This is a genomic window from Niastella vici (assembly GCF_002077945.1).
GTDB classification, from domain to species: Bacteria; Bacteroidota; Bacteroidia; order Chitinophagales; family Chitinophagaceae; genus Niastella; species Niastella vici.
Map to the genome: position 1 here is coordinate 306888 of NZ_LVYD01000043.1, position 13614 is coordinate 320501.

At 44.3% G+C, this 13614-nt stretch carries 11 protein-coding genes; 5 read left to right on the forward strand and 6 right to left on the reverse strand.

Features of this window, described 5'->3' with window-relative positions; genetic code table 11:
* The first annotated feature begins 11 nt into the window (after positions 1-11).
* Positions 12-1667 (forward strand): endo-1,4-beta-xylanase, encoded by a 1656-nt coding sequence (locus A3860_RS14005; protein WP_081147325.1) that lies wholly within the window; start codon positions 12-14, stop codon positions 1665-1667.
* Positions 1668-1798: 131 nt separating this feature from the next.
* Here A3860_RS14005 and A3860_RS14010 read toward each other — a convergent pair whose 3' ends face one another.
* Genes A3860_RS14010 through A3860_RS14030 form a run of 5 tightly spaced genes read right to left on the reverse strand, consistent with a single transcriptional unit; the run spans position 1799 to position 6831 of the window.
* Positions 1799-2188, reverse strand: a complete 390-nt coding sequence (locus A3860_RS14010) for a response regulator (RefSeq protein ID WP_081147326.1) — start codon at positions 2186-2188, stop codon at positions 1799-1801.
* A complete protein-coding gene (locus A3860_RS14015) occupies positions 2175-3611 on the reverse strand; it encodes an ATP-binding protein (RefSeq protein WP_081147327.1) in 1437 nt (478 codons plus the stop codon). Before A3860_RS14015 ends, A3860_RS14010 begins: the two co-directional genes overlap by 14 nt.
* 1 nt (position 3612) lies before the next feature.
* Positions 3613-4182: a YfiR family protein gene (locus A3860_RS14020; RefSeq protein ID WP_081147328.1), complete on the reverse strand. Its 570-nt coding sequence runs from the start codon at positions 4180-4182 to the stop codon at positions 3613-3615.
* 35 nt (positions 4183-4217) lie between these two features.
* On the reverse strand, positions 4218-6422 hold the full coding sequence (locus A3860_RS14025) for a TonB-dependent receptor plug domain-containing protein (RefSeq protein ID WP_081147329.1): 2205 nt from the start codon (positions 6420-6422) through the stop codon (positions 4218-4220).
* Positions 6423-6429: 7 nt separating this feature from the next.
* A complete protein-coding gene (locus A3860_RS14030; RefSeq protein ID WP_081147330.1) occupies positions 6430-6831 on the reverse strand; it encodes a response regulator in 402 nt (133 codons plus the stop codon).
* Positions 6832-7744: 913 nt separating this feature from the next.
* Here A3860_RS14030 and A3860_RS14035 point away from each other — a divergent pair.
* From A3860_RS14035 to A3860_RS14045, 3 genes are all read left to right on the forward strand, one after another.
* Positions 7745-8170, forward strand: a complete 426-nt coding sequence (locus A3860_RS14035) for a hypothetical protein (protein WP_081147331.1) — start codon at positions 7745-7747, stop codon at positions 8168-8170.
* A gap of 82 nt (positions 8171-8252) precedes the next feature.
* Complete coding sequence (locus A3860_RS14040; protein ID WP_081147332.1) at positions 8253-9080, forward strand: DUF6159 family protein; 828 nt, start codon at positions 8253-8255, stop codon at positions 9078-9080.
* Between the two features lie 89 nt (positions 9081-9169).
* Positions 9170-9805: an NAD(P)H-dependent oxidoreductase gene (locus A3860_RS14045; protein ID WP_081147333.1), complete on the forward strand. Its 636-nt coding sequence runs from the start codon at positions 9170-9172 to the stop codon at positions 9803-9805.
* Positions 9806-9900: 95 nt separating this feature from the next.
* Here the strand turns inward: A3860_RS14045 and A3860_RS14050 are convergent, their stop codons facing one another.
* The gene (locus A3860_RS14050) at positions 9901-12042 is read right to left on the reverse strand and encodes a S9 family peptidase (RefSeq protein WP_245843541.1); all 2142 of its coding nucleotides are present in this window, start codon (positions 12040-12042) and stop codon (positions 9901-9903) included.
* A 204-nt stretch (positions 12043-12246) separates the two neighbouring features.
* Between A3860_RS14050 and A3860_RS14055 the strand changes: the two genes are divergently transcribed.
* Positions 12247-13614, forward strand: a complete 1368-nt coding sequence (locus A3860_RS14055) for an MBOAT family O-acyltransferase (protein WP_245843542.1) — start codon at positions 12247-12249, stop codon at positions 13612-13614.

A 13614-nucleotide genomic window follows, 5' to 3' on the forward strand; every position in this document is an offset into this window, starting at 1 on the left:
AGTACAATCCAATGAAAATTATAAAGATATCAATGCCCCTGTTGCTGTTATCGGCCATGTGGGGCGCCGGTTGCCAGAAGAATATTGAATCGGATAAGAAAACGGATCCCGGCACCGACGCCACGTTGCACGGGGTGGCACCTTTCCCTTTAGGCGTGGCCGTCAATTACGATTCTATTATGACCGATGGCATGTATACCAGTACGGTATTTTCGCAATTCAGTAATGTGACCTTTGGTTACAATATGAAACATGGCGCCATTGTGCAAAGCAACGGCAGTTATAATTTTTCAAAAGCCGATGCCATGGTAGCGAAAGTAACAGGCGCCGGTTTGGGCGTATACGGACATACGTTGTGCTGGCATCAGAACAACAACGGGAATTATTTGCGCAATTTGCTTGCCGTACCGGGCAGCACACCCAGCAATCCCAGTCTTATCGCCAACGGTACATTTGAAACGCCGGGCAGCACCACGCCGTTTGCCAACTTTAGTGTATTGAATGGTTCATCGTATATCAGTGCCGGTACAGCTGCCGGAGAAATGTATGAAGGGGCCCGTTCACTCAAAGCAGCACCAGCTGCTGCCGGCAATCCCTGGAGTGTACAAATTGCCAGCGATGCCATTACAACTACAACGGGCACGGCGTATAAAGTGCGCTTTTACGCCAAAGCTGCCAATGCCGGTGGAAAATTCAGGTTATCGAATAGCCCTTCGGCACAATATTCAGCCGATTATTATCCTACTACAAGCTGGGCGCCCTACGAATGGACGTTCACGGCAAATGATGTAAGCAAGAAGATCATGTTTGATATGGGTTACCTGGCCAATACGTATTATATCGACAGCGTAAGCGTTACGCTGGTCAATCCGCCAGCTTCGGCCGCTTCATTTGCCGAACAAAAAATGCGCATCGACAGCACGCTTAAGAATTTTATAACAGCCATGATGACGCACTACAAAGACAAAGTGCATGCCTGGGATGTGGCCAATGAAGTGCTCGATGACAATGGTATTTTACGCACCGGCACCAGCAGCAGCGATGCCTTTTACTGGAGCGATTATATGGGCGACAGAACCGCGGCAGGCGCAACCGCCATCACCAATGGCGATAGTTTGCTTACAAAAGTGTTTAACTATGCCCATGCGGTTGATCCCACTGCAAAGTTGTTCCTGAACGACTATGGCCATGAATCGAACCCACGTAAAATGGATTCGCTGATTGCCCTGGTAACGCGGTTAAAAGCAAAGGGGGTGCCCATTGATGGGGTAGGGTTACAAATGCACATGAGTTACCTGAATACCACTACCGGCATTGACAATGCGCTGCTGAAAATGGCGCAGCTCGGCTTGCTGGTTCGAATTACCGAACTGGATATCAGCGTAAACCTGGGCAGCCAAACCGATCCGCAAACAGCCAACTTTGTTATTACGCCTACTATGTTCCCACAACAGGCGGCGAAGTATAAATATGTGGTGGAATCGTATATCCGCAATGTGCCCGAAGCTCAGCGGTATGGAATAACGGTGTGGGGCGTTAGCGACAGCGATTCCTGGCTGCGTAGCCGCCTGCCTTATCATACAAAAGATTATCCCTTATTGTGGGGAGAAGGTTATAATAAGAAAGAGGCGTACAATGAATTTTTAAAAGCTTTGCAGTTGCAATAAGCAGGCGGGGGGTGGGTTTTTTAAAAAAGGGTCCCGTCGTATGGCGGGATCTTTTTTCATACTTAACGGTATACCGATAACCGTTTACCGCTCGTCAGCGTTAATGCTATAGTTATGCATCTTAGATCAAATCAATCCTCAAAATAACTATCCGCAATCTTCCTGATCATGTCCTCGGTCAAAGGTTTTTCGAGGTAATCGATAACGGCATTATAGGTGAATGCTCTTTTTTTATCTTCCTGCCGCGTTGAGGAAGTGAGCATGACGATCTTAACCTGTTTGCAAACGTTCATTTCAGCAAAATTGTCGAGGAAATCAAACCCATCCATGCGCGGCATGCGGATGTCGAGGAAAATAATATCGGGGCAATTGTTTTGTTGCTTGAGCCATTCATAGGCGATCAATCCATCGCTGGCTACTTCAATTTCATTGGCAATAGCCAGGTTCTTGAATGCCAGTTCTGCCAAAAAATTAGTGGCTTCATCATCGTCGACCAATAGTACTTTATTAAAGTGGTGCATTGTCGAGGTAAATTTTAAAGATTGTTCCCCGGTTCTCTTCACTTTCCAAATAAATTCTGCCGCCATACGATTCCACTATGGAGTGTATCATATGCAGGCCAATACCCGTTCCTTCTGTATGTGTATGAAAACGCTGGAACAATCCGAATAATTTATCTTTAAAGCGGTTCATGTCAATGCCCAGGCCATTGTCCTTTACTTCCAGCACCACAAAGTTGCCTTCGCTTTTTGTTGAAATCTCAATGACCGGCGGCTTTCCTTTCTGTTTATATTTAATGGCATTCGTAAGCAGGTTTTGAAAAATACTTTTGAGGTGAACCTCGGGGAAGTTCACATAGGGGCATTTCGAGAAATCGGCCTGTATAACCGCCCGGGAAGTGCTGATCTGGTCCACTATCCTTAATTTCACTTCTTCCAGCGCTTCGGCCAGGTCTATTTGCTGTCGTTCTATTTTAAGTGTTTTTCTGAAAGCAATTATTTCATTGAGTGCATTAATGGTCTTTTGCATTTGCCGTACCGAATTAATGGCCAGGTCAAACAAATGCCGGTGTTCGGGCTTCACCACTTCTTTCTGCTGCATTAAGGAGAGCATACCATATAAACTGGTGATGGGCGATTTCATATCGTGCGAGCTGATATAGGCAAATTCTTCCAGCTCGCGGTTCTTGCTTTCCAGGTTGATAGAATAGGTTTTCAGCTCGGCATTGGTTTCTTTAAGATACCGGTCCATTTTTTCAATTTGTTCCAGCATGGCATTAAAACCGCCGGCCAGTGTTCCTATTTCGTCATTGCCGGTACCGGCCACGCGCAATGAATAATTTCCGGTTTTAGCCACTTCTTTTGTTTTTGTGACCAGTCGTAACAGGCGGAATACAATAGAACGTTGCAGAAAAATGGAAATGATAAGAGCAGATAAAATAGCGGTCAGCAACACCAGTGACGCCACTTTTACATAACCAACAATAATTTTGTTCAGGTCATTTAACCGGGCATATAATACAACGGTGCCCAGAAATTCTTTTTCCTGGTACAGTTTATACCTGGCCGTTAATTGCCCGGGTGTGGCGTTGGAGGGCAGCTCCTGTTTATGATTCGTGGAATCGCCTGACGGTTGTTCCCGTAAATACCGGGCAAATAATTTTCCGTTTTTGTCAAGCACTTCGGCCTGGGTTATATCGGGTTCTTTGTTCAGTTTGTACAGGAGTTGGGTGGCTGCATCCTGGTCAAGGAACTGCAGGGTAGGGATGGCATTTTCTCCCACGATCCTTGCCAGCGAATATATTTTCCGGTTGCCGGCGTCCTTGAAGGTCCTTATATCATTCACTACAAAAAAAATACAGCATACCAGCACTGCTATAAAGGCCGTTGTCGTCTGAATGAAGATCAGCTTGTTCTTTATGGATATATTTTTGAACCTGGGCATGTTATTTTACAATGATCGCCAGTTTTAATAATTGTGAGCTTGCAGTTAATCCGGCCGCATTGATCGCTTTTACATTGGCTTCAAATTTCAGCTTGCGGTTTACGATCACGAAATTGATGGCTGTACCCAGTCCTGCATAACCATCCTGTTCGCTGATGATAAGCGTTCCCTTACCGGTTGTTTTGGCCAGAATATCATCAAGCGGAACGCTTGATTTATCGGAGATGAACAGAATATGGCAGAACGTGATATCTGCGGGCTTGCTGAATTGCTTTACAATGATCTTCTTGTTATCAACCATTTCCGTTTTTACTATTTCGGCAAGCGGATCATTGATGGGCGAGGTGCCGATGACGCCAATAATAAATTCATTTTGGTCTGAAGACTCTTTCCATTCAATATACCTGGTGAAATTATAAATGAATGCCGCCTTGAGGTTGTATTCCTTTGCCTGGTCTTTTTGCCTGAAGCTGGTAAATGAGAAAGTTGTTACAAACAACCATAACAAAGTTTTATAAAGCTTACGCTTTGCTGGTGTTTCTTTATATGTATGCGATCGGTAATTTTTCATTGGTTATTGCTTGCAATGGTAGTGATCAAAATGGGTTATAGTTCAAAGCTGGCGCCGCCAAATAGCATAAAGGCAGGCGCATCTGCCTTATAGAATTCCCGCGATTCATTATTAAAACAGTTCCTGCCACTCAGGGTAACCGTGAAGTTTTTCAGGATCTGGTACGATACGGTAGCGTTTAACATGCATTTGCCTTTTATATTTTCAACTCCTCTTTTACCATCTTTATAAGTAAGGTTGCTGCTGTGTAACTGGGTTTGGCTGCTGTAAAACCAGGGATTTAAATTGACGTTCAATTTGCCGGGTTTCCAGTTAATATAGGCGCCGCCATAGCATGAAGGTGTAGCCTGGTGTTTTATTTTTGTTCCCATGCCTGAATATATATTGTACAGTGCCGGATTATTGTTATTGGAAGGAAGGGATGGGGCCTGCGGCGAATTGGCATAGATGGAGTAATCGTATAACATGGTTTTTTGCAGGGTAATGAAAGGTTTGAGTTGCCAGTTGCCGGCAACAATATTGGCCGTCAAAGTGCCGCCCCATTGTTTTGCATAAACGGTTATATTGTTCAGGTCGAGCAAACCCTGAAACCCGATGGGGCCGCTGTTATTGAAGGTGCCGCTTTCAAAAATAGTATAGGAAAAATTGCGGGTCTTTGTGGTGAATAGCTCCAGATCAAATTTCAATTTGGCTGTTGGCTGAATCCTGTAACCTGCTTCAAATAGGGTAGAGGACAGCAGCTTTATGTTTTTATTTCCCCGTACTTCAAGCAGGTAAGTTTGAGTCGCATTCAATGGGCCTGTAAGATCGAGGTTTGAGAACAGATCAATAATTAAAGGCGCTCTGTTCGCTTTTGAATGTACCACCCTGATCAAATTGCGCTCATTGATCTTGTAGGTGGCGGCCAGTTGATAAGAATAATATGTTTTGCCGGGGTAATTGAATTTGTCGGCCCGCCCGCCGCTAACCAGGCGAAGCCGTTGGTTGAATAATCTGTAATCAGCCCGCAGGGAAGCCGCTTTAGTGGTCGATTCGGCCCGGCCACTCCAGAACCCCTGTTTTATGGCGGTATTTACATATTTACTGTCGTCGTACACGGCCTGCCGGTAGATGATGCCCGGGGTAAGCGTTAAATTTTTAATTTTTGAGAAATTGTATTCCACCAATGCATCGAAGGTGTTAAAATCCCATTTCCAGATAGTGCCACCTATAACCGGGGATTGTGTTCCATTGAGATATGATAACTGAATGATACAATCATTGAGGTTACCCTTGAGATTGGCGTATCGCGTATCGGAGCGGGCAGTGGTTAAATAAGCTGAATAGGTATCGGCCCCAAATGCCTTTTGCACTTCGGAATGCTGGGCGCCAAAAGCGGCTGCCATCTTTATCTTTTCCGAAGGATCGTAATTAATAAAGCCATTGGCGGCATATTTTTGCATGGCCAGCTGCGGGTGCGGATATTTTTCATGGGTATTGGCGGTTCCTCCCGGATTATATTTTACTGCAGCAACCGAATCAAGCGGTACATATTTGGCGGTGAGCTCATCGTAATAGTCGGCCTGCGTGCGGTTCCTGTTTTGATAATTGCCCGACACAATGAAGCTGAATTTATCATTGAAATTATAGCCGGCGGAGGCATTTGCAATGAATGACTGGTAGCTGCCGTAGCGGGCGTTGGCAACCGTATATAGTCCTGCTTTTTCAGGTTTACGGGTAAGGATGTTGATGACGCCCGAAACAGCATTGGGGCCGTACAGGGCGGCGGAAGGGCCCCTTACCACTTCAATTTTCTCTACATCATTAATATCAACCGGCAGGGTTTCCCAAAAGGTTCCACCATGTAAATAATTATACACGGGGTAGTTGTCGATCATTACCAGGGTGGTGGAACTGGTAAAAAATATCAGGCTCGAATTGGGCGGTATATTATCGAGCCCCCTGAGGTGGATATCATAATTGCCGTTGGTTTGTTCGCGCACTATTACCCCGGGCATCAGGCGCAAGGCTTCCATAATGGAGGTGCAGCCCGACCGTTTTATTTGCTCTTTGGTGATAACGGTTGAGGACAGGGGCGCTTCAAAACTTGATTCGGCAATTTTAGAGGCCGAATAAATGGGGATATTCATCAGGTTTTCGATCGACAGGCGCAGCAGTTGTGATACAGAATCTTTTTTTTGAGCACTCACGGAAATAATAAAGACAAGCATGCATAATGCAAAAGCAATTATTCTTTTCATTGCGGCATTAGTTGAGGTAAGTAGTTGCAATCAATTCCACCTTTTCGGGTGTTAAGGGTTTTTCGAGATAATCAACGACGGCCTTGTAGCTGAACGCTTTTAATTTATCCTCTGGCCGCAGGGAACTGGTGAGCATCACGACTTTTATTTTTTTCGTAAGCGCCAGTTTTCTCAGTTTATCCAGAAAATCGAACCCATCGAGCCCGGGCATTCTTATATCAAGCAGAATGATATCGGCGCAATTGGTTTGTTTAATGAGTTCAAGCGCCCGGAGGCAATTTTCAGCAATTTCAATTTCTTTAGCTACATGCAGCCGTTCAAGCAATTCCTTTGATAAATAATTGGCTGCCGGGTCATCATCGATCAGCAGTATTTTATTGATCGGGTTGTTTTCTGCAGGACCTTTCATAAGTTGTTGTTTTTGGGGTTCATGGCAGGAACATGCGTTTAATAAATAAGCTCCCGGCAGATCCGGGTTTGCGGATTTGCCCGGGCCTGTATAAGCCGGTCTTTTATTTATTGAGTCAGGTCTTTATGAACCAACAGGTAAGTATAATTGCCAGAAGGTTGAAATGGAAGTTGCTGCTATATCCCCCGCGTCTTGAAATAAAATGCTTACCTGTTTATTGGTTTGAAAGCAATTCACTACATGGCCAGTCCTATATGACCTGAGATGCTACTATATTCGAGGCTTAACCAGAAGGGATCGGAATGGTGCGAATGGTTTGGTTGGGAGAGTTGCTGAAGCAATAGCACAAACGATTTTAGCTATTGTTGTTCGTAAGTACATGCTTAGCCTAAGTTAGGATATTTTATTTTAATATTTATTTTTTATTTTTTCTGTTACCGCATGGTTTTAGTTCGGCTGAACTACCATGTTTTCAGGTAGTAGTACCCCCTTACCGGTATATTTTTCTATAAAATTGTAATCGGTTACAGATTTAGGCCTGGGAATGGTGAGGCGGCTCTTTGGTCGTTTGTATTAAATATCATCTATTTACATTCCACCAGGAGGCCTACCCCCAATATAACAACCTTTGCGTAATTTATCCATAAAGTCATACCATCCTTTGTCCATATTCAATGTACTTTTTAAATAGTGCAGCATATTTTATGAGGGCAGGAAATAGCTTATTCCTATTTTTCAATATTGGAAGCAGGTTAACATTACATGGCCTTGAACTATTTGTTTACTTATTTTTGAAATGTTAAAGAGCGATATCAGGTGTAATATATGGTTGCCTGTAACGACATACCTATAAACCACTGTTGTACCGAATAATAACTGTCAATAGTTGTAAGCGAACATTTAAAAGTATAGTATGCGAAAAGTATTGTTATTAACCCCGATTGCTTTGCTGTTTTTTTGTATGTCTGTATCTGCCCAGGAGGTCAATACAGATTCTCTTTCCCTGGTATCAAAGATCAATGCAGATCAAACTAAACTTGAAAAATTACAAAGCCAGCTTGAGCAACAAATAAAAAAGAAAGAGGATGCCACGATGCGGGCACAGGAATCTGCGAATGAAAATTTAAAAGCAGCCAATAAATTAAGCGATAAACCCGGGAATAAAAAACTGGCCCGGAGAGCTGATAAAAAAGCAAGTATTGCAAAGCGTGATGCCAAAAATGCAAGGAAAGCATCTGGTAGAGTGGATGATCTGCAAAAGGATATCGAAAATACAAAGCAAAGAATAACTGCTAACCAGGGCAAACTGAATAAGTTCAAAGACGGCCGCCGCGAATAGTTTTTGTTAAGCCGGGTGTGCCCCTTGACCGGCTCCGCCAAATTCTTTATATTTAATGTCAATATAACAAAAAATTACCCCTATGGCATTTTCTGATCGTATCTCCAATGGCTGGAAACTGGCCATGAGCAGTTTCAAAATACTCAAAGCAAACCAGCAATTGATCCTTTTCCCCATACTGTCGGCCATTTCGCTGATATTGGTGATCGGCTCGTTTTTCACCTTCCTGGCAGCCGGTTCGGGCTGGGACCTGGATAACCTGGGTGAGTTTTCGCGCACCGAGTATTATGCGGTGTTATTCATTTTTTATGTAGTTAACTACTTCATAGTGGTTTTCTTTAATATGGCGCTTATTCATTGTACCCGTTTGTACCTGAATGGTGAAGAAGTGACTTTAAAGAAAGGCCTCCAATTCAGTGTTAGCCGCATTGGCGCTATTTTTTCCTGGGCAATGGTGGCTGCAACGGTCGGACTTATTTTAAAAGCCATCCAGGAAAACTCAGGCATCGTTGGAAAGATCGTTACCGGTATTATTGGTCTGGTATGGAGCGTGGCAACCTTCTTTGTTGTTCCTGTAATTGCGTATGAAAACGTAGGTCCCATCGACGCGGTAAAACGTTCTACCCAAATGATGAAAGAAAAATGGGGCGAAAGCCTTTCAGCCGGTTTCAGTTTCGGTTTGATCCATTTTTTAGGCCTGCTGGTCATTTGCCTGCCTTTATTCTTCCTGGGTATGCTTATACATCCAATTGTAGGCATTGCAGCAGCTGTGGCAGCCTTCTTTGTGATCATGGCTATTATGGACGCTGCCAAAACCATTTTTGTAAGCGCCGTATATCACAACATTAAAGGTGATGTTTCAGAACACTTCGATCAACAACTGATCGATAGCCTGTTCAGACCAAAATAAAAAAATTGCGATACTTGTGAACGCTGCAGTGGTCATTTACCGCTGCAGCTTTTTTTTGCCTTACTTTGAGACTTCTTAGTATTTGCAATATGACACCAAAAAATATTGGCATCATCAATGGCTCGCTTCGCGGAACAACCGGTAATTGCGGCGCAGTGGCAAAACGGGCAACAGTGATAGTACATGAATTGCAACAACAGGCGACCCTGTTAACACTGACCGATCCACAGCCAACAATAAGGGAAGTTTATGAATTACTTGTTGCCTGCGATGGCTTTCTGGTAGTGAGTGGCGTATACTGGAATAACTGGAGCTCGCCATTGCAGCGTTTTATTGAAGTAACAACCGCTTTTGAAAATACCCCGGCTTTTTTCGGTAAGCCGGTTGCCTGTGCTGTGACCATGGATTCTGTTGGCGGCATAGAAGTAGCGGCAAGACTGCAGGCCGTTTTTGGCGGATTGGGTTGCTGGAGCCCGCCCTGTTCAACGCTTGTACTGTCGCGAACGGGGCAGGAAGCAATGGATGCCTCAGCAGGTAAAGAAGATGATCCCAATGAAGATGTATGGCGTATGGATGACCTCAACGTTGTATTGCAGAACCTTATTACAGCAGCTGCTATGCCACGCAACAACTGGATCGCCTGGCCACATACCGAACTTGTTATCGCCGATGGTCCCTGGCCTTACAATGGTCCGCTCGATATGGGCACGGCGAGGTTTTTGTAAGGGGTTGATATGTAGTGGTTTGCTGTGTTGGTTGTAACTGGGTTTAACCGGCTGTAACAAAAAGAAAGCCCGCTGATGAGCGGGCTATAATCGAATTATTCAGTCTTATCCTCCAACGCCAAAAAGAACGCATAGCGCCAGGCAACCTCCTTCAGGTAATCAAAACGGCCCGAAGAACCACCATGGCCTGCTTCCATATTGGTCTTGAAAAAGAGTTTGTTGTTATCTGTTTTTAATTCCCGCAATTTGGCTACCCATTTGGCCGGTTCAAAATATTGTACCTGCGAATCATGCAGTCCGGTAGTCACCAGCATATTGGGGTATGCCTTTTTCTCTACATTGTCATACGGCGAATACGATTTCATATAGAAATACTCTTTTTCAACTGCAGGGTTTCCCCATTCCTTGTATTCACCTGTGGTGAGCGGAATGCTGGGATCGCTCATGGTGGTGATCACATCTACAAACGGGACATCGGCCACTACGCCATGCCACAGATCGGGCCGGTAATTAACGATGGCGCCCATCAGTAAACCACCGGCGCTGCCGCCATTGGCATACAGGTGTTCTTTAACGGTATACTTTTCTTTGATCAGGAATTCACCGCAATCGATAAAATCAAAAAACGTATTCTTTTTATTGAACAGATGGCCCTGGTCGTACCAGGGGCGGCCCATTTCCTGTCCGCCCCGTACATGTGCAATTGCATATATAAAGCCACGGTTGAGCAGGCTGATGATATTGCTGTTGAACGAGGGCGACATGCTGGAACCATAGGAGCCGTATGCGTATAATAGCAATGGGTTGGAACCGTCTTTTTTTATGCCTTTTTTATACACCAGCGAAATCGGCACTTTCACCCCATCCCGTACGGTTGCCCATAAACGCTCAGCAGTATATTCCTCTTTATTGAAACCGCCCAGTACTTCCGTCTGTTTTTTCAGTTCCCGTTGCTGGGTATCCATATTAAAATCATAGATGGAAACGGGCGTGGTCATGGACGTATAGGAGAGCCTCAGCATATTGGTGTTGTAATCGGGGTTTATATTGGGAAAAGCTGCATAAACCGCTTCCGGAAAGGTAATATAGTAATCCTGGTGACTGGTGAGGTTAATAACGCGCAGCTGGTTCAACGCATCCTTCACTTCGCCCAGCACCAGGTGGTTGTTAAATACCAGCAGGTTGCTGATGTAAACATCTTTTCGATGCGGGATCACTTCTTTCCAGTTGGCCACACCGGTTTTTGTTTCAGGCGTTTCCATGAGACGGAAGTTCGGCGCCATTAAATCTGTTCGGATATAGAATTTATCATTGAAATGTTCTATACTGTACTGGAAGTTTTCTTTTCGGGGTTCAAACACTTTGAAAGAACCGGTTGGGTTGTTAGCTTCCAGCAGGCGGTATTCGGTTGATACCTGGTTCATGCTTGACCAGATCACCATGTACTTCTTCGATTTGGTGCGGTAAGCGCCAATATAGAAACGATTGTCTTTCTCCTCGAATACCATAACGTCTTTGGAAGGATCGGTGCCCAGTTCATGCCGCCAAACCTGGTAGCCCAGTAAGGTGGTCACATCTTTTTTTACATAGAAAATGGTTTTGTTATCAGCCGCCCACACAATATAGCCGCCATCAACATTGGTGATATTCTCGGGGTAGGTGATGCCGGTCACCAGGTTCTTAATGCGCAGGCCATAGATCCTTCTGCCCACCGAATCTACCGTATAGGCAAGCAGCTCATTGTTATCGCTGACGGCACGGCCGCCAATGGAATAATAAGGGAAGCCTTCAGCCAGTTTATTCTGGTCGAGCATAATTTCTTCCGGCGCTTCCAGGGTTTCTTTTTTGCGGCAATACATGGGGTACTGTTTGCCTTCCTCAAAGCGGGCATAATACCAGTAGCCATTGTCTTTATAAGGCAGCGATTCATCTTTTTCTTTAATGCGGCCCTTCATTTCATTGAATAATTTCTCCCGCAGTTCCTTTGTGCCGCCCATCATGGCGTCGAGGTAAGTATTTTCTGCTTTCAGGTAATCCAGCACTTTCGGGTCCTCGCGCTGGTTCAGCCAGTAATAGTCATCAATACGCTTATCGCCATGGGCTATAAATTCTTTAGGTGCTTTTTCCGCCATGGGCGGTTGTACGCCGGCCGGCCATTGGTATGCATTCATAGTAGTAGAAGATTGAGTGAAGGCCATTGCGGGAATGGCCAGCAGCAATATTAATATTTTTCTCATGTTACAGGCAGCTTTGTATTGAAAATAGGGAATCTGACGCTAATGAAAGGTGCCGTTCGTATAGAAGTTAATAGTTGGCTTTTTCTTCCTGATATCAACAAAAACGCAATATCTTGCCGCGGTCTGATTTGTAAAAAAAAATAATGTTTTTTAGTGCTGTTTAATTCGTTCACGTTCTTACTGTTCCTACCCCTCGTTTTTGTTTTGTATTGGTTTGTTTTCAAGCCGTTACGCTGGCAGAACGTGCTTATTTTAGTGGCCAGTTATTTCTTTTATGGCTGGTGGAGCTGGAAGTTCATGATCCTGCTGGCGGTCAGCACTTTTGCGGATTATTTATACGGCTTTTGGGTAGCATCCCCCAACAGGAAAAAAGCCCAATTCTTTTTATGGCTGAGCGTCATTAATAACCTGGGCATCCTGGGCGTATTCAAATATTACAACTTCTTTGCGCTTGAATTTAAAGAGGCCTTTGCATTGATCGGATTTCATACCAACCCTGTTTTGCTAAAGGTGGCCATCCCCATCGGCATTTCCTTTTATACCTTTCATGGCATGTCGTATGTATTCGACATTTACCGCGGCAAACAAAAGCCCGTCAGGAATTTTGTTGACTATGCCGTATTTGTATCGTTTTTTCCCTTGTTGGTGGCCGGGCCTATTGAAAGGGCCAATCACCTGCTTCCGCAAATACAAAAGAAGCGGTTTTTTAATTATGCCCAGGCTGTTGCAGGTTGCCGTTTGATGTTGTGGGGAATGTTTAAGAAGATAGTGATTGCAGATAGCCTGGCTACAATTGTAGATAGTATATTTAATAATTATCAGCACCAAAGTGGGCTTACATTGATAATAGGGGCAATAGCCTTTTCATTCCAGATCTATGGCGACTTCAGCGGTTATTCTGATATTGCTATGGGCACCGCTAAGTTGTTTGGGTTTGAATTATTAAGCAATTTCCGGTTCCCTTATTTTTCGCGCGATGTGGCAGAATTCTGGCGACGCTGGCATATCTCCCTTTCTTCCTGGTTCAGGGATTATTTATACATACCGCTGGGCGGTTCTAAAGAAGGAAAGCTAAAAGCGGTTCGAAATACATTTATTATTTTCCTGGTGAGTGGTTTCTGGCATGGGGCCAGCTGGAATTACATTGCATGGGGATTTTTGCATGCCTGTGGGTTTTTACCCCTGTTATTGTTGCAACGTAACAGACGGCATGCTTCAGATGTTGTGGCCCAATACAGAAAATATCCAACCGGGAAAGAATTGTGGCAAATGGCATCAACCTTTACATTCGTAACATTTGCCTGGGTTTTCTTCCGCGCAAAGGATATGTTTACAGCAGCAGGTTATTTGAAAGGAGCTATTACCAATTACAAACATCCGAAAGAAGCATTGGCATATTGTAACGTGTTTTATTATATCATCCCATTGCTCCTGATAGATTGGTGGTTAAGGCGTGATGAGCGCAATTTAAGCGTGCCAAAGCGGGGGAAACGCATCGTTTATATGGTGCTGGCGTTATTGGTAATATTCTATTTCGGGAAGAAAACAAACTTTATCTATTTTCAGTTTTAA